We start from the raw sequence: 20,336 nt of genomic DNA, 5'->3' as shown, positions 1-20,336 counted from the left end.
GGAGCGGATTCAGAACGGTGTGATGTTATCAAGGGTGGGCGGAAGCGAGGTTTTTCGAGGCGCCCGGTAGTGGGACGCTGCGTGCCGCAAGCGCACGCAGCGTCCAGCGCCGCCCCATTTCCCATTTCCTACTACCTACTTCCCCCCACCATCACCTGGCGCCCAGCCACACATCCAGCCCCTGGGCGTTGAGTTCCACGTCCAGCGCCAGCAGCTTGCGCACCTCGGCCTGGGGCAGGGTCCAGCCCTGGCGGGCGGATTCCTCATCCACCAGCTTCCACAGGTCGGCCTCGATCAACGCCTTGCGGCCCTCGACGACGGCGGCGTGGCGCTCGGCGACGGCCACGTGGGCGTCGATCAGGCGGTGCAGGTCGGCGGCCAGGCGGGGCACGTCGGTGACCTGGGCGTAGTGGGTGAGATACATCGCCGCCGGCTCTTCGGCCTCCATGCGGGCCACTGAAGCGTGCATGGCCTCGGGCTCGAACTGCACCGGCGTGGTGGTCGGGAAGATGCTCGGCCGGCCGGCCACGTCCAGCGCCCGGTAGGACAGGCCGAAGGTGTCGCCGGTGAAGAAGCTGCGGCTCTTGGTGTCGAAGTAGCACACGTGGTGGCGCGCATGGCCGGGCGTATCGAAGACGCGGATCACCCGCCCGGCGAGGTTCAGCTCGAGGCCTTCGGTGGCCTCGACGATGCGTTCGGCCGGCACCGGGATCAGCTCGCCGTAAAGCTCCTTCGCCCGCTCCGGCCCATACACCGCCGACACGCCGGCGAACAGCTTGGACGGCTCGGCCATGTGCCGCGCCCCGCGGGGGTGCACCACCAGCTTCGCGTTGGGGAAGGCCTGCATGAAGGCCCCGGCGCCCCCGGCGTGGTCGAGGTGGATGTGGGTCAGCAGCACAAGATCCACCGCCTCGGGCGACAGCCCGGTTTCGGCGAGGGCCTGCTCCACGTGCACCAGCGCGTCGTTGTTGCCGGTGTCCACCAGCGCGGCGCGGCCACCCTCCTCGATCAGGTGGATCGCCGCCACGTCGGGGCCGGTGTAGCCCGAATCCACCGCATAAATGCCGTTACCGAAAGCGCTCAGACCCTGCATTGCCCATCCTCCCGAATAAAAACCCGATTCTAGCCCGCATTGAAGCGTGCAGACGCCCGCCCGCCGGCAGGCTATAACTGAAACAAGGAGGAAGAAACGCCATGCTGACCCTGGAAGACTGCATCGGGCTGTCCGAACTCGACGAAGAAGAAATTCTCGCCATCGCCGAACACGAGCACATCCCCGAGATGGCCGCCGTGGAGATGGGCAACTACCTGTGCCACACGCCAGAGGGCGAGCGGCGCATCCGGCGCATGATCGTCGATGACATCCGCGCCGCCCGCGAGCGGGGCGACAGCCGCCACGCCGCCGTGCTCAAGACGGCCCTCAAGCACTATGTGTCGGAACACCACCCGGGCCACACCGACGGCAAGCCCTGAGCGCCCCCAGGGCCGGGCTCCGCCCAGCCCGCCCCCCGTGGGGGTCAAGGAAACGTGGGGCGGCCCTGCGTTTCCTCGAGAGGGCAGCGGAGTCGCCAACCGGGGAACAGCTTGGCATAATCCGCCATCCTGTTCCGATTTAACCTGACTATGGCGCTCATCCGCTGCAACAAATGTGGCCACGTGGCTGAAATGGCCGCCGAACACATCGGCACCTCGGTGGCCTGCCCGGCCTGTGGCAATGAAACGCCTGCCTACGACACCGTGCTCTTCGTGCGCAAGGTGCTGCAGCAGTACTTTGCCCTGCGCGACGAGTTGCAGCGCCTGCAGGCGGCCCAGCCCGGGGCGGTGACGCCAACGGCGCCCACCGCCGCGGCATCCGCAGCCCTCGACCTGCACAACACCGACCAGCTCGCCAGCGACGCCCAGCACGCGGCCATCCTCGACTGGTTCCAGCGCCGCCAGATCCAGGTGCGCACCAACCCGGACGCCGTCAACACCACCGGCTTCTTCGACGAGATCGCCGTCGAGATCGGCGACAACTACCCGCTGTACGGTGAGGTCATCGACAAGATCCGCTGGGGCCAGCAAAAGGATGTGCCCAACTTCAGCCTCAAGCTCGCCGAGCGCAGCCAGAAGGACGGCCAGGCCATCAACGCCTTCTGCAAGCGGCTCTACGACCACACCTTCCTCGCCAAGTATTACTACCAGAAGCCCGAGAAGATCGGCCGCGGCACGCTCCAGTCGGCGCCCAACATCCGCCGTTTCTTTGCCGGCGAGTGGCTCGAGTGGTTCGCCCTGATGAAGCTGCTGGCCTTCTTCCAGGAAAAGCGCCGGGCGGTGTCGTGCACCCGCAACCTGTCGGTGATCTTCCCCAACGAAGACCTCCACGAGCTCGACGTGTTCTTCCTGGTCGACGGCGCCACGCCCATCTGCATCGAATGCAAGACCGGCGAGTTCCGCCAGGAGATCGACAAATACCTGCGCCTCAAGAAGCGCCTGGGCATCGACCGCAGCCAGTTCATCCTGTGCTGCAGCGGGCTTTCCGACGAGCAGGCGGCCGGCTTGTCGGGGATGTACGAGCTCAGCTTCGTCAGCCCGGCCGGGCTCGTGGCGCATCTTTCCAAGCTGTTCTGACCTGACCGCCCGGCCGGGGTAAAATCCGGCCCCATGAACCCCAGCCGCGCCCACGAAACCCTCTTCCACGTCTTCGGCTACACCGGCTTCCGCGGCCCGCAGGAAGCCATCGTCGAACACGTGGCCGCCGGCGGCGACGCGCTGGTCTTGATGCCCACCGGCGGCGGCAAGTCACTGTGCTACCAGATCCCGGCGCTGCTGCGGCCCGGGGTGGCGATCGTCGTCTCGCCCCTCATCGCGCTGATGCAGGACCAGGTGAGCGCGCTTAAAGAGGTCGGCGTCGCGGCCGACTTCCTCAACTCGACGCTCAGCTTCGACCGGGCCATGGAGATCGAGCGGGCGATGCTCGCCGGCGCCCTCGACCTGCTCTACGTGGCGCCCGAGCGCCTCGTCACGCCGCGCTTCCTCGACCTGCTGGATCACCTGAATGAGGCCGGCCAGCTGGCCCTGTTCGCCATCGACGAGGCCCACTGCGTGTCGCAATGGGGCCACGACTTCCGGCCCGAGTACCTGCAGCTCTCCATCCTCCAGGAGCGCTACCCGCAGATCCCGCGGATCGCCCTCACCGCCACCGCCGACGCCCAGACCCGCCACGAGATTGCCGAGCGCCTGCGCCTGCAGGACGCCCGCGAGTTCGTCTCCAGCTTCGACCGGCCCAACATCCGCTACACCATCGTCCCCAAGGACAACCCCCGCGCCCAGCTCCTCGCCTTCATCCGCGACGGCCACCTGGGCGAGGCCGGCATCGTGTATTGCAGCTCCCGCAAGAAGGTGGACGAGACCGCCGCCTGGCTGATCGAAAAGGGCATCGCCGCCCTGCCCTACCACGCGGGCATGAACACCGAGGAGCGCGCCGCCAACCAGGACCGCTTCCTGCGCGAGGACGGCATCGTGATGGTCGCCACCGTCGCCTTCGGGATGGGCATCGACAAGCCCGACGTGCGCTTCGTCGCCCACCTCGACCTGCCCCGCTCGATCGAGGGCTACTACCAGGAGACCGGCCGCGCCGGCCGCGACGGCCTGCCGGCCGAAGCCTGGATGGCCTACAGCGTGGCCGACCTCGTGCAGCAGCGCCGCTTCATCGACCAGGGCGAGGCCGGCGCCGAGGTCAAGCGCGTCGCCACCGCCAAGCTCGACGCCCTGCTCGGCCTGTGCGAAACCACCGGCTGCCGCCGCCAGCGCCTGCTCGGCTACTTCGACGAGGCCGCCGAACCCTGCGGCAACTGCGACACCTGCCTGCACCCGCCCCAGGTGCGCGACGCCACCGAATCGGCCCGCAAGGCGCTGTCGTGTGTGTTTCGCACCGGCAGCCGCTTCGGCGCCGGGCACATCGTCGACGTGCTCACCGGCAAGGCCACCGACAAGGTCAAGGAGTGGCAGCACGACCAGGTGAGCACCTTCGGCATCGGCACCGAACTCGACGACAAGGGCTGGCGCACCCTGATCCGCCAGCTCGTCGCCCACGGCGCGCTGGCCGTCGACCACGAACGCTACGGCGCCCTCACCCTCACCGAATCGGCGCGGCCGCTGCTGCGCGGCGAAGCCGCCTTCACGATGCGTCTCGACGTCGTCGCCCCCAAGAAGGGGCGCAACGTGGGCAGCGCCCGCAAGGCCGCCGACTGGCCCGAAGCCACCGGCGCCGAAGCCGAGCTGCTGGGCCGCCTGCGCGCCTGGCGCGCCAGCACCGCCAAGGAGCGCAACGTGCCCGCTTACGTGATCTTCCACGACGCCACCCTGCGCGACATCGCCCGCACCAAGCCCGGCAGCATCGAGGCCCTCGGCACCATCTCCGGCGTCGGCGACCGCAAGCTGGAAGCCTATGGCGAGGAGATCATCGGGCTCATCGCCGAACACGCCTGAGCCCGGCGCCCCCATCACCCACCGGACGCGCCGCGCGTCCGGCCCCGCGGACCCACCTTCCCCCCTCGCCCATGTCAGACCGCAGACTCCAGGTATTCCACGCCGTCGCCAAGCACGGCTCCTTCACGCGGGCCGCCGAGCACCTCCACATGACGCAGCCCGCCGTCACCTTCCAGATCAAGCAGCTCGAGGACCACCTCAACGTCCGCCTGCTCGAGCGCGGCCACGGCAAGATCAGCCTCACCACCACCGGCGAGCTGGTCCTGGCCTATGCCGAGAAAATCCTCGACCTGTCGGAAGAGCTCGACTCCCGGGTCGCCGAGCTGGCCGGTGAGCTGGCCGGCAAGCTCGACATCGGCAGCATTCCGGCGATTGCCGGCTACTGGCTGCCGCCCATCCTGGAGCGCTTCAAGCGCAAATACCCCCGCGTGCTGCCCCGCGTCGTCATGGGCAACTCGCGGCACATCGAAGAGGGCGTGGCGGCCCGCGAAATAGACATCGGCTTCATCGAGGCCGCCACCGACAACCCCGCGGTCGAACCCCGGGTCGCCACCCAGGAAGAGCTCGTGGTGATCTGCAGCCCCGACCATCCCCTGGCCCGCCACAAGCAGCTCACCGCCCAAGACCTCGCCGCCCACCCGTTCATCGACCGTGACCCGGGCAGCGGCCTTCGCCAGGCGGCCCATGACTTCTTCAAGGCCGCAGGCATCGCCGAGGACAAGATCACCCTCTGCGCCGAGCTCGGCAGCCTCACCGCCGTCAAGCATTTCGTCGCCGCGGGCATGGGCTTCGCGATCACCTCCAAACGCACCAGCCGGCTCGACGTCCAGGAGGGTCGGGTGACCGCCATCCCGCTCGAGCCACGCACCTTCACCACCCTGCAGATGATCCTGCCCCGCGACAAATTCCGCTCGAGGCTGATCACCACCTTCGCCGACTTCGTGTGCGACGAGATCGCGCGCATCGCGAGGGAAGAGGAAGGGGCGCAGTAAGGGCCATCCGCGGCGCAGGCGCCTGCTGCGGCATCGTCACCACGCCAGCCGCGCGCCGGCCCCGGGGCAAGCCAAAGGCATCAACCTGACAGGCAGGCTCAACGGCGGGCAAACCCGGCAATCATTCAAAGCGCTGATTTATAGATATATTTTTCCAATCAGTAAGCCTTTGTAAGAGTTGCTGCAATGCAGCATATTGCATTGACAGCAGATCTGACGCCGCTATGATGGACCTCATGGTGCAGCGCACAAAAAGAGTTTCTCTACTGGTGCCCTGCGATGAAAACGCTATCGAGGATGAACATCATGGACGTCGTGAAATACCTGCGGGAGCTCGCCCGGAAGTGCCACCTCCCAGACACCGCCGGCGATGAACTCGCCCACCTCCGCGCTGAAAACGCGCTGCTGCGCGCCACGCTCGACGGCGCCAGCCAGGCCATGGCCGCCGCGCCGATCTGGCACACCCAGCACCGGGTGCTCGGCGAGATCCTGAGCAGCGCGAGCAGAAAACTCGCCGAACTCGACGCAGCCCGCGCGGCCCAGGCAGCCCCCCGCCAGCAGCCCGCCGAGAAAGCCCTGAGCGAGATCTGAGCCCCCCAGGGCCCGGCTACGCCCAGCTCGCCCCCCGTGGGGGTCAAGGAAACTTCGGGGCGGCCCTGCGTCGTTTCCTTGAGAGCCACACCGACGCGACCGCCCGCAGCCACTGCGCCGCAGGGCACGTCGAGTGACCGCACCAAAACAAACGGGCGCCGTGGGCGCCCGTTGTTCATGCGACGGCGGCAGCCGGAATCACTTCACCGCCAGCAGCTCGACCTCGAACACCAGGGTGGCGTTGGGCGGGATCACGCCGCCGGCGCCGCGGGCACCGTAGCCCAGCTCGGGCGGGATGGTCAGCTTGCGCACACCACCGACCTTCATGCCCTGCACGCCTTCGTCCCAGCCGGCGATCACGTGGCGGGCGCCGAGGGGGAAGACGAAGGGATCGTTGCGGTCCTTGCTAGAATCGAACTTCCGACCGTCGGTGAGCCAGCCGGTGTAATGGACTTGGACGTGCATGCCGGCCGCAGCTTCGGGGCCGGTGCCGACTTCGAGGTCTTCATAGACGAGGCCGCTCGCCGTGGTGGTTTGGGTCATGGGGTGCTCCTGTAGGGTGGGGATTGGGAAATGGAGAGTGGGGAGCCGGGGGTGCCCCGACGCGCCCGGGATTCTAAGTCAATTGCCCTTCACCCGCGCGCCGAAGCTGTGCCGGAACTTGGCGACCTTGGGCGCGACCACGAAGCGGCAGTAGGACTGGTTCGGGTTACGGGCAAAGTAGTTGTCGTGGTAGGGCTCGGCGGGCCAGAAGGTGGTGGCGGGCTCGACCTCGGTGACGATGGGCGCGTCGAAGGCTCCGTCCCAGGCCAGCTTGTCGATCATCGCGCGGGCCGCGGCCTCCTGCTCGGGGCTAAGGTAGAAGATCGCCGAGCGGTACTGGCTGCCGATGTCGTTGCCCTGGCGGTTGGGCGTGGTCGGGTCGTGGATCTCGAAGAACACCTCGAGGAGCGCGTCGAAACTCACCACCGCAGGGTCGAACTCGATCTTCACCGCCTCGGCGTGGCCGGTGTCGCCGCTGCACACGCGCTCGTAGCTGGGGGCATCCTCGTGGCCGCCAAGGTAGCCGGACTGCACGCTGCGCACCCCCTTCATCGCCAGGAACACCGCCTCCAGGCACCAGAAACACCCGCCGGCCAGAATCGCGGTGGCGGCGCGCGGGTCGGTGCGTTGTTCTGTCATCTTGTCTATCCCTCTGGCGGAAAGACCTCAAGATAAAGCAGATCGCTGGCAAAGGCGAGACAGGGCAGCGACAGCATCAGGAGCGGCGGAAAATGGATCGTCGCGATGACCGCCCCCGCCAGCACCAGCGCCCACACCAGCAGCGCCGCCGGGCTGGCGAACACCGCGCGCACGCTGGCGGTGACCGCCTGCACCAGGCTCGCCCGCCCATCAAAGAGCAGCGGTACCGCAAACGCGGTGATGCAGAACACGATGCTCGCCAGCACCGCCCCCATCAGGCTGGTCCACAAATGGAAGCGCAGCACCCGCGCGGCCAGCCCACCCTCGCCCGCCGGCACGTCACCAGCGCCGATCATGAAGCTGTACACGGTGGCCGCGTCGCTCACCCAGATCAGGAACAGCAGGCAGCACACCCCGGCCAGCACCCACAGGCCCCGCGGTGCCTGCCGGAACCCCGCCAGCACGTCGGCCGGCCCGGGCCGGCGGCCGGCCTCGGCGACCCGCCGCAGCGCGAAGAAACCCGCCAGTACCGCCGGCCCCACCAGCAGGAAACCGCCGGCCAGCGGCAACATCATCGGCGCCAGGCCGAGGTGCAGCAGCAACGAGAAGAGGGCGACGCCGATCAGCGCAAAGACGGCCGCGAAGCCCGCCGCCGAGGCCGGAAAGCGGCGGAAAGCCCGCCAACCGCCGGCCAGCGCGGCAAATACGGTGGCAACAGAAACGCGGCGGGGGTCGAGGCTTGGCGGCACGGGGGCACTCCGGAATCCAAAACCCCATTTGCCCCCGCCCGCCGCGCGGCGTCCATGACCTGAATCAAGCCCGCCGGGGCGGCCCTCAGCGGAAGGACAGCGAGAACAGCATGTCGAGGGCGTTCTCGCTGCCGGCGCGGCCAATCACCGACAGGCGGCGGGTCAACAGGTAGCTCAGTTTTATGACGCTGGAGGTGCCGCCGATGCTCTGCTCGAAGGACAGCAGCGCCCGCGCCGACAGACGCTTGCCGAGCGTCACCACCTGGCCGGGCAGCGCGGCCGCCTGGCTCGACGAGGCGCTGCTGGCCCCGGTGACGCTGCCGTTGGCGACGCTGCTGGTCTGCACCCGGCTGCGCGGGTCGATGCTGTTACCGAACGAGAACTCGTCGAAGCCCAGCGACTTGGCGATATTGCCGGGCAGGCTGCCCCCGCTGCCGCCCAGCAGGGCCTGGGCCGCCGGCAGCAGCAGCGCCATTTCGCCGCCGGAGCCCTGGTCGGGCGGCCGCCCGAAGACGATCCAGCCGAGTTTTTCGGGGTCGGGCACGTTGGGCTCGGAGACCAGCCGCACCACCGGCCGCCGCGCGGTGCCGCCGACCCCCACCCCGGCCTCGACGGCCAGGCCCTTGCGCAGCGCGATCACGTTGAGGCCCGGGTTGGCGATCGAGCCGCTGAAGGTGATGATGCCGCGCTCGATGCTGAGCCGCTGCCCATAGCCCTCATACACGCCGCCGACGGTGCGGATGGTGCCCGTCGCGGCGAGGGGCCGGCCCGGGCCGGACGCCAGCGACAGCTCGCCGGCGAGGCGCGTGTCGAGCCCGAGGGCCCGCACATAGAGCGCGTCGCCGAGATTGATGGTCAGATCGGTGGACATCTGGAAGGGGCTGGCGGCTGGCTTGCCGCCCTTCGCCGGGCCCTGCACCACCACGTCGTCGCCCAGGCTCGGGGCCGGCGTGTGCGAGAGGCCCACGAAGCCCGCGTCGGCGGCCAGGCGGCCCTTGAGGTGGGCGAAGTTCCAGCCCGACGTCACCTCGCCCTCGCCGCTCAGCACCAGCCACTGGTCGGAGCGCTGCAGGAGCGGCAGGCGTTCGGCGCGGAACGCGAAGCGCCCCTCGCCGCTGGCCAGATCCACCCCGCCGCTGGCCTTGAGGGTGCCCGGCGTGGCGGTAAGGCGGGGCAGATCGATGCGCTTCTCGTCGGGCTTGACGCGGTTGGGCGACACGAAGCTGAGCTCGTCGAGGTTGAGGCGATCACGGTTGAAGTCGGCCACCAGGGTGCCGCCCGCAAGGTGCAGGCCCTGGTCGGCCATCACGAAGGACAGGCGCTCGCCGCGCAGGCGCCCGGCGGCCTCGGGCCGGGCCGGGGTGCCGGCCAGGGTGAACTCGCCCTTCAGGCTGCCGTCGGTCTTGAGGTTCTGGTCGGCCAGCGGGCCGGCCCAGGCGATCGAGGGGATGTCGATGCGCGCCGAACCCAGCAGCGGCGCGCCGGGCACCAGGCGCAGGGCGCCGTCGGCGCCGCGCTCGGCCAGCGCCGTGCCGGCCCCGGAGGCGCGGCCCAGCCGGCTGCCGTGGGCGCTGAAGCCGAAGGCCAGCCGGTTGGCGGCGGCCGAGAGGGTGAGCTGCAGCTCGTCGAGCCCCAGCTGCACCGGCGAATCGCCCTGCAGCACCAGGTCGCCCTTCTCGCGGAAGAAGCGCACCACGCCATTCACCTGCTCGGCGATGTCCACGTCCCACTCGCCGCCGATCTGCAGCGAATCACCGCGGGACTTCACCGCCCGGGTGGTCGGGTCGAGGATCAGGCCCACCTGCACACCGCTGGCGCTACCCCGGGCCACCAGCCGGCGAGCCTGCCAGCTCGTTTCCTCGAAGCGGTAGAGGCCACCGCCGCCGCCCCGCAGCTCGGCCCGGCCGAGGTGGACGCGCTCCGGCGAGAGCAGCAGGGGCGCCGGCGCCAGCAGGCGGACGCTGTAATCGCCGCCGACTTCCAGGCCGGCGAGCTGGCCGTCCCAGCGCAGGCCGTCGGAAAGGGTGCCGGCGAGGTTCATTGCGAGGGTGGCCCCGCCCCGCCCGGCCACCGCCAGCCGGGTGGTGTTGGCGGCGCGGTTGCCGTCGATGAGCAGGGACGCCCGACGGACCAGGGCCTCGTCGTCGCCGCTGTGCAGGCCTTCCAGATCGAGCTTGAGGCTCAGCGCGCCCTGGCGCCCCTCGGCCACCCGCCCGCGGCCCTTGAGCGCGTCGAGCAGCAGGCTGCCGAAGCGCAGCTTCTCGCCGGCCAGCTCGAACTCGCCGTTGGGCTGGGCCGGGCTGCCGCGGAGCACGCCGTCGAGCCTGAGCCGCCCGCCCAGCCCGTGGCCGAGGGCCGCCAGCTGGGGCGCGTCGAGATTGAGGACCAGCCCGTCGCCGGGGCGGCCGTAGCGGCCTTTGGCGAGGAGCCGGTTGCCGGCCAGATCCAGCGCCACGTCGGCGTCGGCGAGCCGGCTGCCGTCGAGCGCCAGCACGGCGCGGCCGCCAAGGGGCTTGCCTTCGAGGCTGCTGGGCGCCAGCTCGAGCTTGAGGGTGGCGGCCAGCTCGGGCGCACGCCGGCCGGCGGCGCTGAAGCGGGCGTTGAGATCGGCGGGCGGCGCGCTGGCGACAAAGGCCCGCGGGTCGAAGCGGCTTAGGCTGCCGCTGGCCTCGAAGCGCCCGTCGCCGGCCAGGGCCAGCTTGCCACGGGCTTCGAGGCGGGCCTGGCGGGCGGCGGCATAGGCCTCGTCGAGCACCAACTCGCCGTCGGCGTGGCGGCCCTTGAGGCGCAGGGCCAGGCGCGGGTCGCGCAGGTCGACGCTGAAGCGCTGGCCGGCGGCGTCGGCCGTGGCCGCCAGGCGGCCGGCGATCGCGGTGCTCACCGCGCGTTTGTCGAGGCGGCGGGCGTCGAGGCCGCTGACGGCGAGGTCGCCATCGATGCGGCCGAAACCCTCGCTGCCCGCCTCCGGCGCCCGCCAGCGCACGTCGCCGCTGGCGCGGCCCTTGCCGGGCAGGCGCAGGTCGAGCTGCGAGGCGGCCAGCTCGCCATCGGCCCAGCGCAGCGCCGCGGCCAGGGATTCGACGGGCAGCGCGCCGCTGTCATAGCTGCCGGGGGCGTGATTGACGAGCGTGAGCGGGCCGCTGACGACCCACTCCGCCGGCCCGCTCGCGCCGGCAGCGGCGGTGGGTTCGAGGGCGAGGTCGACGTCGAGCAGGGCCTTGGGCGCGGCGGCGTGGAAGCGCTGCGGGTCGACGCCCTTGAGCGCGATGCGCGCCGACTGGAGCGGCAGCGGCGCGAAGGGCGTGGCCACCGTCACCGCCCGGCCGTCGATGCCGGCGCCGCTGATGCGGGCATCGAGCACCAGCTTTTCGAGATCGCCGGCGGCGCCGGCCGCGACGGTGTAGGGCTCGCCAGCCTGGCGGGTGGTGAGGATAGCCTGGGCGGACAGCGGGAAAGGTTTGCGGCCGTCGAGACCGAGCTTGCCGGCGAGCTGACCGAAGGGCGCGCTGAGCCGCAGCTCATCAAGGCGATGGCTCCGGCCGTCGGAATCGAGGCGGCCTGCGATGCCGGTGAGTTCGAGATCGGGCGCGGCCGGCTGGCCGGCGATGAGCTTGCCGACACGCAGCCGGTCGATCCGGAAGCGCCCCACATGCACCGCGGCAGGAAGCTCGAGGCTGGCCGGCATCACGGTGGGCTCGTCGCTCGGGGCGGTGGCCACCTGGACGTCGGCGGCGGTCAGCAGCGCCACGTCGAGCCCGCGGCTGGCGAAGGCGCCGGGGCGCCAGTCGAGGGTGAGGTCGACCACATCGACCTGCAGCGTGGGCGTGCGCACCTGGAGCGCACCGAGCTTGAGCTGGCCGAGCAGATAGCCCTCGGGCCGCTCGATGCCGACCACGCCACCACTGAGCTGCGCAGCCAGGTCGACCAGCCGCGCCAGCCCCGACTGGGTCGCTCCCAGCCAGCCGATCAGCGCCAGCACCACGATGAGCAGCCCGAAGCCGGCCGCCAGCAGCCCGCGCAAAATGCGCACAGGCCAGCCGGCACGGCGCGGCACCGGTGGCGACGCGGGCGCTTCAGGTGGAGCGGCGGGTGCCTCGCTCATCCGCGGATCATCGCTCAGCCGAACAGGCTGGCGAGGCCGGCGCCCGGGTCTTCGACGCGCATGAAGGCTTCGCCGACCAGGAAGGCGTTGACCTGGTTGGCGCGCATCAGGGCCACGTCGGCGGGGGCGAGGATGCCGGACTCGGTGACGACAATGCGCCCCGCCGGGATGCGCGGCAGCAGCTCGAGGGTGGTCTGCAGACTAACCTCGAAGGTGCGCAGGTTGCGGTTGTTGATGCCGACGAGCGGGGTGCGCAGCTGGAGCGCCTGCTCGAGCTCGTCGCCGTCGTGCACCTCGACCAGCACGCCGAGGCCGAGGCTGTCGGCGATGGCTTCCATCTCCTGCATCTCGGCCAGGCTGAGGGCCGAGGCGATCAGCAGGATGGCGTCGGCGCCCATCGCGCGGGCCTCGTACACCTGATAGGTATCGACCAGGAAGTCCTTGCGCAGGACCGGCAGGCTGCAGGCGGCGCGGGCGGCCTGCAGGTATTCGGGGGCGCCCTGGAAGAACTGGCGGTCGGTGAGCACCGACAGGCAGGCGGCGCCGGCCTTTTCGTAGCTGGCGGCGATGTCGGCGGGGCGGAAGTCGGGGCGGATCACGCCCTTCGACGGGCTGGCCTTCTTGATCTCGGAGATCACCGCCGGGCGGCCAGCGGCGATCGTGGCGCGGATGGCGCCGACGAAATCCCGCGCCGGCGGCTGGGCCGCGGCGAGCTCACGCACCGCGGCGTCGGAGACCACCGCACGGGCGGCGGCCACTTCCTCGCGCTTCACGGCGAGGATCTTGTTGAGGATGTCGGACATGCTGTTTTCCAGGCGGGTCAGGCGAACTTCTTGGTGCAGGCGACGAAGGCTTCCATCTTGGCGCGGGCCGCGCCGGAGGCCAGAACTTCGCGGGCCAGCGCAATGCCGGCGCCGATGGAGTCGGCCACGTTGGCGGTGTACAGCGCGGTGCCGGCGTTGAGGGCGACGATCTCGCGGGCGGCGCCGGGCTGGTTGTCGAGCACGCCCAGCAGCATCGCCTTCGATTCGGCGGCGTCGGCCACCTTGAGGTTGCGGCTCGACATCATGGTGAGGCCGAAGTCTTCCGGATGGATCTCGTATTCACGGATCTGGCCGTTCTTCAACTCGCCGACCATGGTGGCCGCGCCGAGGGAGACCTCGTCCATGCTGTCGCGGCCATACACCACCAGCACATGCTTGGCGCCAAGGCGCTCCATCACCCGCACGCAGATGCCCACCAGATCAGGGTGGAACACGCCGAGCAGGGTGTTGGGCGCGCCGGCCGGGTTGGTGAGCGGGCCGAGGATGTTGAACAGCGTGCGCACGCCCATCTCGCGGCGCACCGGCGCGACGTTCTTCATCGCGGCGTGGTGGTTGGGCGCAAACATGAAGCCGATGCCGGTCTCGGCGATGCACTCGGCAACCTGCTCGGGCTTGAGGTTGAGATTGACGCCCAGCGCCTCGAGCACGTCGGCGCTGCCCGACTTGCTCGACACGCTGCGCCCGCCGTGCTTGGCGACGCGGGCGCCGGCCGCGGCGGCGACGAAGATGGTGGCGGTGGAGATGTTGAAGGTGTGGGAGCCGTCGCCGCCGGTGCCGACCACATCGAGGAAGTGCTCGTTGGGTGGCGGCACCACCACCTTGGTGGACAGCTCGCGCATCACGGTGGCGGCGGCGGCGATCTCGCCGATGGTCTCTTTCTTGACGCGCAGGCCGGTGAGGATGGCGGCGGTCATCACCGGTGAGATCTCGCCAGCCATGATCTGGCGCATCAGCGACAGCATCTCGTCGTAGAAGATCTCCCGGTGGTCGATGGTGCGCTGCAGGGCTTCCTGGGCGGTAAAGGTCATGATCGGGGCTCCGGTCACGCGGCTTGCGTGGATTGTTCGAGGAAGTTGCGCAGCAGGTCGTGGCCACGCTCGGTGAGGATGGACTCGGGGTGGAACTGCACGCCCTCGACGGCCAGGGTGCGGTGGCGCACGCCCATGATCTCGCCGTCGTCGGTCCATGCGGTGATCTCGAGGCAGTCGGGCAGGCTCTCGCGCTCGATCGCCAGCGAGTGGTAGCGGGTGCAGGTGAGCGGGTTGGGCAGGCCCTTGAAGACACCGCTGTCGAGGTGATGGACCGGCGAGACCTTGCCGTGCATCAGGCGCTTGGCGTGCACGATGCGCCCGCCAAAGGCCGCGCCGATGCTCTGGTGGCCGAGGCACACGCCGAGCAGCGGGATCTTGCCGGCGAAGGCCTGGATGGCCGCCACCGAGATGCCCGCCTCGGCCGGCGAGCACGGGCCCGGCGAGACGACGATCTGGGCCGGCGCAAGGGCGGCGATCTGCTCGACGCTGATCTCGTCGTTGCGGAACACCCGCACGTCGGCGCCGAGCTCGCCGAAATACTGCACGAGGTTGTAGGTGAAGCTGTCGTAGTTGTCGATCATCAGCAGCATGGCTGGAAATCCTTTCCGGATGTGCGGCCGGCCTCGCGAGTGCGGGCGGCCGGCGCAGGTGGGCATTCTCTCGTAATTCCGGCCGGGTGCCGCAGGGCACGCAGCGGCCGGAAAGGTTTTGTAACCATGGTTACCGACACGGCGCGGCGGGCTGTGGAATCATCGCGGCGTCTTTCAACACAGCCAAAGGAATCACGATGAAAACCGCCCGCATCCTGCTCACCGCCCTCGCCCTCGGCGCCGCCACCACCCCGGCGCTGGCCGCCGGCGACTGGAAGTTCCTGCCCGTCGCCGACAAGGGCTACGCCCCGGCCTTCGTCGCCTCGGTGACCGGCGGCATCATGGACCCGCAGCACGTGGGCAGCGGCGACGCCTGGGGCCTCGAGCTGGCCTTCAACTGCGGCCTCGTGCAGACGCCCACCGGCGTGGTGCGCACCAAGCTGTCGGTGAACAAGTTCGACAAGGCCGGGCTGGAGCTCACCACCGTCGAGCTCAACCCGCGCTGGACCATCCCGGTCGCCAAGGACCTGACCTTCGGCGTCGGGCCCGGCATCGGCTGGGTGAAGGCCGACGGCGGCCGCAACGTGGACATGTTCGCCTGGCAGGCCGGCGCCGACCTGGACTACCGCATCGGCCAACTCAACCTGGGCCTGGGCGCACGCTGGCAGGACACCGTTAACAAGAACCTCGGCGGCGGCCGCGAAGGCGCCGACAACTGGCTGGTGCAGGCGAAGGTGGGCATCGCGTTTTAAGCGCCCCCAGGGACGGACTCCGTCCGGCCCGCCCCCCGAGGGGGTCAAGGAAACTTGGGACGGCCCTGCGTTTTCTTGAGACCCCGCCGCGCACCGCGCAGCACGGCAAGGCCGCCTTCGGGCGGCCTTTTGCATGGCGCGGGCGGCCACGGCGCTCACAGCCGCGTGTCGAGGCCGGCTTCGGCGATCTCGGCGGCGCGGAGCGCGGCGCGAGCCTTGGACTGGGTCTCCTGCCATTCGGCGGTGGGGTCGGAGTCGGCGACGATGCCGGCGCCGGCCTGGACGTGGATCATGCCGTCCTTGACCACCGCGGTGCGGATGGCGATGGCGAGGTCCATGTCGCCGTGGAAACCGATGTAGCCCGCCGAGCCGGCGTAGATGCCGCGCTTGGTGGGTTCGAGCTCGTCGATGATCTCCATCGCCCGCAGCTTGGGCGCCCCCGACACGGTGCCGGCCGGGAAGGTGGCGCGCAGCACGGCCAGCGCGTCGAGGCCGTCCTTGAGCTTGCCTTCGACGTTGGAAACGATGTGCATCACGTGCGAGTAGCGCTCGACGGTGAAGCGTTCGGTGACGCGCACCGAGCCGGTTTCGGCCACGCGACCGCAGTCGTTGCGGCCGAGGTCGAGGAGCTGGGTGTGCTCGGCGCGCTCTTTTTCGTCGGCGAGGAGCTCGGCCTCGAGGGCCAGGTCTTCGTCGTGGGTGGCGCCGCGCTTGCGGGTGCCGGCGATCGGCCGCACGGTGACGTTGCCGTCCTCGAGGCGCACCAGGATCTCCGGCGAGGCGCCGACAACCTGGAAGTCCTCGAAGTTGAAGAAGAACATGTAGGGCGACGGGTTGAGGCTGCGGATCGCCCGGTACAGCGCCAGCGGCGTGGCGCCGAAGGGCTTGCTCATGCGCTGGGACAGCACCACCTGCATGATGTCGCCCTCGACGATGTAGTCCTTGGCCCGCTGCACCGCGGCCTTGAAGGCCTCCTCGCCGAAGCTCGACACCGGCTCGGCATGGGGCGCCTGCACGTCAACGGGCAGCGGCACCGGCTCACGCAGGCGGCCGAGCAGTTCGGAGAGGCGGCGGGTGGCGCGCTTCCAGGCGTTGGGCACATCGGGCTCGGCGTACACCACCAGGGTCAGCTTGCCGGAGAGGTTGTCGACGATCGCGATCTCTTCGGACAGCAGCAGCAGGATGTCCGGCGTGCCGAGGGCGTCGGGCTTGCTGGTTTTGGCGAGGCGCGGCTCGATGTAGCGCACGGTGTCGTAGCCGAAGCAGCCCACCAGGCCGCCGGCAAAACGCGGCAGGCGGTCGCGCGGCGGCACCCTGATGCGGGCCTTGAACTCGGCGATGAAGTCGAGGGGGTTGCAGTTGTCGCGGCGCTCGACCAGGCGGTCGTTGGTGAGCAGCAGCACCGTGTTGCCGCGGGCCTCGATGCGGGTCGGGGCGGCGAGGCCGATGATCGAGTAGCGGCCGAAGCGCTCGCCACCCTGCACGGATTCGAGCAGGTAGCTGTTGGGCGCGTTGGCGAGCTTCAGGTAAACCGAAAGGGGGGTGTCGAGATCGGAGAAGGTTTCGAGGGTAACCGGGATGCGGTTATAACCCTGGGCGGCCAGGGCGTTGAATTCGGCTTCTGTCATGGAGACTCCGGAAGGGCGTGCAGCTTTTTCGCGAGGGTATCACGGCGCCGGGAGGCTGGCCGCGAGGGTTCGGGGCGGGGCTCAGCAGCCCAGCCATGACCGGCCGCCGCATCCACCGGAGGGGATACGAACGGCAGGGAACTCCTCAACGAAGGGCACGCGCTTGCGGGTCACGATGGATGGTCTGCGATCTGGGTCAGGGGCCGATATGCGGAAGCATTTCGACGAGGCTCGATAGTAGCCCGTCGCATTCGATGCTGTCCACCGGCACGCCTTCGCTGTAGCCATAGGTGACCAGCAGCACCGGCATGCCGGCGGCGCGGGCGGCTTCGGCGTCGTTGGCCGAGTCGCCGACCATCAGCGCCTCGCCCACCGCCACGCCGAGGCGCTCGCAGGCGTGGAGCAGCGGCGCCGGGTGGGGCTTTTTGTCGGCCAGGGTGTCGCCGCTGACGGTGACCGCAAAATACGGCGCCAGCCCGGTGCGCTCCAAGAGCGGCCCGGTGAAGGCGGCCGGCTTGTTGGTGACGCAGGCCATCGCCATGCCGCGCCCGGCCAGCGCGGCGAGGGCCGGCACGACGCCGGGGTAGACCTCGGTGCAGTCGCCATTGACCACCGCGTAGTGGCGGCGGAAGGCGTCGACGGCGGCGTCGAACTCGGCTTCATCCGCCCCGCCGCCGGCCTCGAGGCAGCGCCGCACGAGGTTGAGCATGCCCTTGCCGACGAAGGTCCGGATGGTTTCGGTGGGGTGCGGCGGGCGGCCGAGCTCGACCATCATCCGGTGGCAGGCCTCGGCGAGGTCGGGGATGGAATCGAGCAGCGTGCCGTCGAGGTCGAACAGCACCGCCCGCAGACCGGGCTTGAGGGCTGCCATCTCAGACACCTGCCAGCGCCGAACGCAGGCTGGCGAGCACCGAGTCGTAGCGGTGGGGGTCGGCATCGCGGCCGGCGCCGAACACCGCCGAACCGGCGACGAAGGTGTCGGCACCGGCGCGGGCGATCTCGGCGATGTTGTCCACCTTCACGCCGCCGTCGATCTCGAGGAGGATCTGGCGGCCCGTGCGGGCGGTGTAGGCGTCGATCTTGGCCCGCGCCTCGCGCAACTTGTCGAGGGTGCCGGGGATGAAGGACTGGCCGCCGTAGCCGGGGTTCACGCTCATCAGCAGCACCACGTCGAGCTTGTCCATCACGTGGTCCATCCAGGTGAGGGGCGTGGCCGGGTTGAACACCAGGCCGGCCTTGCAGCCGCTGTCGCGGATCAGGCCGAGGCTGCGGTCGACGTGCTCGGAGCCTTCCGGGTGGAAGGTGATGATGTCGGCGCCGGCCTTGGCGAAGTCGGGCACGATGCGATCGACCGGCTTGACCATCAGGTGCACGTCGATGGGCGCGGTGGTGCACGGGCGGATCGCCTCGCAGACCAGCGGGCCGATGGTGAGGTTGGGCACGTAATGGTTGTCCATCACGTCGAAGTGGATCCAGTCGGCGCCGGAGGCGATCACGTTGGCGACCTCTTCGCCGAGCTTGGCGAAGTTGGCGGACAGGAGGCTGGGGGCGATGCGGAAGCTCATGGGGGAATCCTGGCGGTGAGAGGCGGCGATGGCTGCCACGGGGCACGCCGCAAGCCGCGGAGTTTACCCGCCTGCCCGGCCCCGCGCCAACGCCGGACGCGCCCCGCCAAGGTTGCGGCGGCGCGCGCTTTCCGCTTCAATGGGCCTCCCCATTCGCCCCTCCGGCCCCGACTATGAAAATTCAGACCGACACCGACATGGTAGAGATCAAGGCCGTCAGCCGCTTCCTGCCCGACCAGTCCGACCTCCCGGAGAACCGCTACGTGTTCGCCTACCACATCACCATCACCAACCGCAGCGAGCAGACGGTGAAGCTGCTGACCCGCCACTGGATCATCACCGACGCCGAGGACAAGGTGCAGGAGGTGCGCGGCGAGGGCGTGATCGGCCAGCAGCCGGAGCTGCGCCCGGGCGAATCGTTCGAGTACACCAGCGGCTGCAGCATCGCCACCCCGGTGGGCACGATGAAGGGCAGCTACTTCATGGAGGCCGCCGACGGCCGTCAGTTCGACGCGCCGATCGCCGAGTTCACGCTGGCGATGCCCCGCACCCTGCACTGAGCCCCGCGGCTACCAGCGGCGCAGGCCGCCCAGGCGGGCGAGCTGGCGCCCGTGCCAGCCGCCGATCAGCAGCTGCGCCAGCACCGCGCCGAGCAGCGCCATCGCCATGTCGCTCTGGGTGTCCCACGGGTCGCCCTGGGTGCCCAGAAACGCCTCCGCCCCCTGCCCCAGCGCCACGGCCGCCGCCCACTCGATGAGCTCGTAAACCGCCGAGATCGCCAGGCACACGCAAGTCACCACAAAGAACAGCCAGCCACCCGGCCGCAGCACCCGGTGGCGCAGCAGGATCTCCCGCGCAGCAATCGCCGGCACGAAGCCCTGCATGAAATGCCCGATGCGGTCGTAGGGGTTGCGGTCGAGGGCCAGCACGTCCTGCAGCCAGAACCCCACAGGCACCCGCGCGTAGGTCCAGCTACCGCCGACGATCAGCACCAGCGCGTGGGCGGCGATCAGCACCTGCAGCAGCGTGGTGAGCGGAAAACGCCGGTGGGTCGCCACCAGCAAGGGCGCCACGATCAGCACCGGTGCCACCTCCATCCACCAGGTCGCGCGGTCGTAGGGCGCCAGCGCCGAGGCCATGAGGGCAAGCCCCACCAGGCCCAGCAGCGTCAGCGGCAGACGGGATTCGGCTGAGGGCATGTTGAGATCCGCTGAGGTCGGGCCTCGATTATCCCGGAAACGGCAGCTGGACGCGCCATCCGGCGTGTAGCGCCCTCACCCTCCGGGTGCGCGTCGCGCCCGAGGAGCCCGAAAGCCTCCGGCGGCGCGGCGTGATGGCTTCACCTCCGTCAAGGCTCTGCCCCTGCGTCCCGGGGTATAAATACCGCGCCTGCCACTCGGGATCTGCCCATGAACACCCCCACCCAAACCCTCCGCGTCGTGTTCTCCCTCAGCGCCCTCGCCTGCTCGGTCGTCCTGATGCTTTTCGTGCGGGGCCGGGCAGAGTGGACGGACGCGTTCTGGCTGCAACTGGCGGCGGCCTCCGTCGCCCTGTGTGTGGCGGGCTGCTTCGTCGCCTTCCGCAACGGGGGCTTGCGGCTGGAGGCGGTGCCGCTGGGGCGCTTCATCCTCGTCTTCCTGCGCCAGCTGGCGATCACCTACATCGCCTCGGGGGTGGCCGTCTCAGTGCTGGCCCTGGCGGTCATCTACGCGATCACCCGCTCGGGCCCCAACGCGCTGGCGCTGGCGGTGCTCGCCGGGCTGTGGCTGTCGCTGTGGCTGGCGCCGGGCATCGCGTCCTTCACCACCTGGCGAGCGCTGCGGGGCGCCGGGGCGGGCGAGCGCAAGCCGCGCGCCTAGC

The 20,336-nt window shown here is 69.9% G+C and carries 20 protein-coding genes; 8 read left to right on the top strand and 12 right to left on the bottom strand.

The annotated features are described in order from the left end of the window. Positions 1 to 151 precede the first annotated feature (151 nt). Complete coding sequence (locus ZRA01_RS17030; protein ID WP_141354430.1) at positions 152 to 1,093, bottom strand: MBL fold metallo-hydrolase; 942 nt, start codon at positions 1,091 to 1,093, stop codon at positions 152 to 154. 101 nt (positions 1,094 to 1,194) lie between these two features. Here ZRA01_RS17030 and ZRA01_RS17025 point away from each other — a divergent pair, with 101 nt between their 5' ends. From ZRA01_RS17025 to ZRA01_RS17005, 5 genes are all read left to right on the top strand, one after another. After that, on the top strand, positions 1,195 to 1,473 hold the full coding sequence (locus ZRA01_RS17025; protein ID WP_141354428.1) for a hypothetical protein: 279 nt from the start codon (positions 1,195 to 1,197) through the stop codon (positions 1,471 to 1,473). A gap of 192 nt (positions 1,474 to 1,665) precedes the next feature. Beyond that, positions 1,666 to 2,610 (top strand): PDDEXK family nuclease, encoded by a 945-nt coding sequence (locus ZRA01_RS17020; protein WP_218028743.1) that lies wholly within the window; start codon positions 1,666 to 1,668, stop codon positions 2,608 to 2,610. Between the two features lie 33 nt (positions 2,611 to 2,643). Then, entirely contained in the window at positions 2,644 to 4,470 is a 1,827-nt protein-coding gene (gene recQ / locus ZRA01_RS17015; RefSeq protein ID WP_141354424.1) for a DNA helicase RecQ, read from the top strand. A gap of 71 nt (positions 4,471 to 4,541) precedes the next feature. Continuing rightward, the gene (locus ZRA01_RS17010) at positions 4,542 to 5,462 is read left to right on the top strand and encodes a LysR family transcriptional regulator (RefSeq protein WP_141354422.1); all 921 of its coding nucleotides are present in this window, start codon (positions 4,542 to 4,544) and stop codon (positions 5,460 to 5,462) included. A gap of 306 nt (positions 5,463 to 5,768) precedes the next feature. Then, entirely contained in the window at positions 5,769 to 6,053 is a 285-nt protein-coding gene (locus tag ZRA01_RS17005) for a hypothetical protein (protein WP_141354420.1), read from the top strand. Positions 6,054 to 6,251: 198 nt separating this feature from the next. Here the strand turns inward: ZRA01_RS17005 and ZRA01_RS17000 are convergent, their stop codons facing one another. The 7 genes from ZRA01_RS17000 to ZRA01_RS16970 all read right to left on the bottom strand — a co-directional run bounded on the left by ZRA01_RS17000 (position 6,252) and on the right by ZRA01_RS16970 (position 14,531). Then, complete coding sequence (locus tag ZRA01_RS17000) at positions 6,252 to 6,596, bottom strand: FKBP-type peptidyl-prolyl cis-trans isomerase (RefSeq protein ID WP_141354418.1); 345 nt, start codon at positions 6,594 to 6,596, stop codon at positions 6,252 to 6,254. A gap of 78 nt (positions 6,597 to 6,674) precedes the next feature. Continuing rightward, positions 6,675 to 7,235, bottom strand: coding sequence for a peptide-methionine (S)-S-oxide reductase MsrA (gene msrA / locus ZRA01_RS16995; protein ID WP_141354416.1), 561 nt, complete (start codon positions 7,233 to 7,235; stop codon positions 6,675 to 6,677). Positions 7,236 to 7,240: 5 nt separating this feature from the next. Continuing rightward, entirely contained in the window at positions 7,241 to 7,984 is a 744-nt protein-coding gene (locus ZRA01_RS16990) for a DUF2189 domain-containing protein (RefSeq protein ID WP_246093722.1), read from the bottom strand. Between the two features lie 85 nt (positions 7,985 to 8,069). Beyond that, complete coding sequence (locus ZRA01_RS16985) at positions 8,070 to 12,014, bottom strand: translocation/assembly module TamB domain-containing protein (RefSeq protein ID WP_141354414.1); 3,945 nt, start codon at positions 12,012 to 12,014, stop codon at positions 8,070 to 8,072. Between the two features lie 86 nt (positions 12,015 to 12,100). Next, positions 12,101 to 12,889, bottom strand: a complete 789-nt coding sequence (gene trpC / locus ZRA01_RS16980) for an indole-3-glycerol phosphate synthase TrpC (RefSeq protein WP_141354412.1) — start codon at positions 12,887 to 12,889, stop codon at positions 12,101 to 12,103. A gap of 17 nt (positions 12,890 to 12,906) precedes the next feature. Then, a complete protein-coding gene (trpD, locus tag ZRA01_RS16975; protein ID WP_141354410.1) occupies positions 12,907 to 13,938 on the bottom strand; it encodes an anthranilate phosphoribosyltransferase in 1,032 nt (343 codons plus the stop codon). Positions 13,939 to 13,952: 14 nt separating this feature from the next. After that, the gene (locus ZRA01_RS16970; RefSeq protein WP_141354408.1) at positions 13,953 to 14,531 is read right to left on the bottom strand and encodes an aminodeoxychorismate/anthranilate synthase component II; all 579 of its coding nucleotides are present in this window, start codon (positions 14,529 to 14,531) and stop codon (positions 13,953 to 13,955) included. 197 nt (positions 14,532 to 14,728) lie between these two features. On the opposite strand from ZRA01_RS16970, the gene ZRA01_RS16965 reads away from it, so the two are divergent. Beyond that, complete coding sequence (locus ZRA01_RS16965) at positions 14,729 to 15,283, top strand: hypothetical protein (protein ID WP_141354406.1); 555 nt, start codon at positions 14,729 to 14,731, stop codon at positions 15,281 to 15,283. A gap of 155 nt (positions 15,284 to 15,438) precedes the next feature. On the opposite strand, the gene trpE is transcribed toward ZRA01_RS16965, so the two are convergent. The 3 genes from trpE to rpe form a co-directional block, all read right to left on the bottom strand. After that, complete coding sequence (gene trpE, locus ZRA01_RS16955; protein ID WP_141354402.1) at positions 15,439 to 16,911, bottom strand: anthranilate synthase component I; 1,473 nt, start codon at positions 16,909 to 16,911, stop codon at positions 15,439 to 15,441. A 196-nt stretch (positions 16,912 to 17,107) separates the two neighbouring features. Next, positions 17,108 to 17,782 (bottom strand): phosphoglycolate phosphatase, encoded by a 675-nt coding sequence (locus ZRA01_RS16950; RefSeq protein WP_141354400.1) that lies wholly within the window; start codon positions 17,780 to 17,782, stop codon positions 17,108 to 17,110. A 1-nt stretch (position 17,783) separates the two neighbouring features. Beyond that, positions 17,784 to 18,476 carry a ribulose-phosphate 3-epimerase gene (rpe, locus tag ZRA01_RS16945; RefSeq protein WP_141354398.1) on the bottom strand — a complete coding sequence of 231 codons (693 nt, stop codon included), beginning with the start codon at positions 18,474 to 18,476 and terminating at the stop codon, positions 17,784 to 17,786. 173 nt (positions 18,477 to 18,649) lie between these two features. On the opposite strand from rpe, the gene apaG reads away from it, so the two are divergent. Continuing rightward, positions 18,650 to 19,036, top strand: a complete 387-nt coding sequence (gene apaG, locus ZRA01_RS16940; protein ID WP_141354396.1) for a Co2+/Mg2+ efflux facilitator ApaG/CorD — start codon at positions 18,650 to 18,652, stop codon at positions 19,034 to 19,036. A gap of 9 nt (positions 19,037 to 19,045) precedes the next feature. On the opposite strand, the gene ZRA01_RS16935 is transcribed toward apaG, so the two are convergent. Further along, positions 19,046 to 19,675: a DUF2238 domain-containing protein gene (locus tag ZRA01_RS16935; RefSeq protein WP_141354394.1), complete on the bottom strand. Its 630-nt coding sequence runs from the start codon at positions 19,673 to 19,675 to the stop codon at positions 19,046 to 19,048. Positions 19,676 to 19,885: 210 nt separating this feature from the next. Between ZRA01_RS16935 and ZRA01_RS16930 the strand changes: the two genes are divergently transcribed. Next, positions 19,886 to 20,335: a hypothetical protein gene (locus tag ZRA01_RS16930; protein WP_141354392.1), complete on the top strand. Its 450-nt coding sequence runs from the start codon at positions 19,886 to 19,888 to the stop codon at positions 20,333 to 20,335. Position 20,336: the final 1 nt, after the last annotated feature.

Origin of the sequence: Zoogloea ramigera, assembly GCF_006539865.1 — a bacterium.
GTDB lineage: Bacteria > Pseudomonadota > Gammaproteobacteria > Burkholderiales > Rhodocyclaceae > Zoogloea > Zoogloea ramigera.
This window is presented reverse-complemented; position numbering and strand designations above follow the sequence as displayed.

Bases quoted from the DNA above. Each gene is read 5' to 3' on its own strand.
- trpE (WP_141354402.1), bottom strand. From the start codon at position 16,911: ATGACAGAAGCCGAATTCAACGCCCTGGCCGCCCAGGGTTATAACCGC.
- msrA (WP_141354416.1), bottom strand. From the start codon at position 7,235: ATGACAGAACAACGCACCGACCCGCGCGCCGCCACCGCGATTCTGGCC.
- trpC (WP_141354412.1), bottom strand. From the start codon at position 12,889: ATGTCCGACATCCTCAACAAGATCCTCGCCGTGAAGCGCGAGGAAGTG.
- ZRA01_RS17010 (WP_141354422.1), top strand. From the start codon at position 4,542: ATGTCAGACCGCAGACTCCAGGTATTCCACGCCGTCGCCAAGCACGGC.
- ZRA01_RS17030 (WP_141354430.1), bottom strand. From the start codon at position 1,093: ATGCAGGGTCTGAGCGCTTTCGGTAACGGCATTTATGCGGTGGATTCG.
- recQ (WP_141354424.1), top strand. From the start codon at position 2,644: ATGAACCCCAGCCGCGCCCACGAAACCCTCTTCCACGTCTTCGGCTAC.
- trpD (WP_141354410.1), bottom strand. From the start codon at position 13,938: ATGACCTTTACCGCCCAGGAAGCCCTGCAGCGCACCATCGACCACCGG.
- apaG (WP_141354396.1), top strand. From the start codon at position 18,650: ATGAAAATTCAGACCGACACCGACATGGTAGAGATCAAGGCCGTCAGC.
- rpe (WP_141354398.1), bottom strand. From the start codon at position 18,476: ATGAGCTTCCGCATCGCCCCCAGCCTCCTGTCCGCCAACTTCGCCAAG.
- ZRA01_RS16970 (WP_141354408.1), bottom strand. From the start codon at position 14,531: ATGCTGCTGATGATCGACAACTACGACAGCTTCACCTACAACCTCGTG.
- ZRA01_RS17020 (WP_218028743.1), top strand. From the start codon at position 1,666: ATGGCCGCCGAACACATCGGCACCTCGGTGGCCTGCCCGGCCTGTGGC.
- ZRA01_RS17000 (WP_141354418.1), bottom strand. From the start codon at position 6,596: ATGACCCAAACCACCACGGCGAGCGGCCTCGTCTATGAAGACCTCGAA.
- ZRA01_RS17025 (WP_141354428.1), top strand. From the start codon at position 1,195: ATGCTGACCCTGGAAGACTGCATCGGGCTGTCCGAACTCGACGAAGAA.
- ZRA01_RS16930 (WP_141354392.1), top strand. From the start codon at position 19,886: ATGAACACCCCCACCCAAACCCTCCGCGTCGTGTTCTCCCTCAGCGCC.
- ZRA01_RS16965 (WP_141354406.1), top strand. From the start codon at position 14,729: ATGAAAACCGCCCGCATCCTGCTCACCGCCCTCGCCCTCGGCGCCGCC.
- ZRA01_RS16950 (WP_141354400.1), bottom strand. From the start codon at position 17,782: ATGGCAGCCCTCAAGCCCGGTCTGCGGGCGGTGCTGTTCGACCTCGAC.
- ZRA01_RS16935 (WP_141354394.1), bottom strand. From the start codon at position 19,675: ATGCCCTCAGCCGAATCCCGTCTGCCGCTGACGCTGCTGGGCCTGGTG.
- ZRA01_RS17005 (WP_141354420.1), top strand. From the start codon at position 5,769: ATGGACGTCGTGAAATACCTGCGGGAGCTCGCCCGGAAGTGCCACCTC.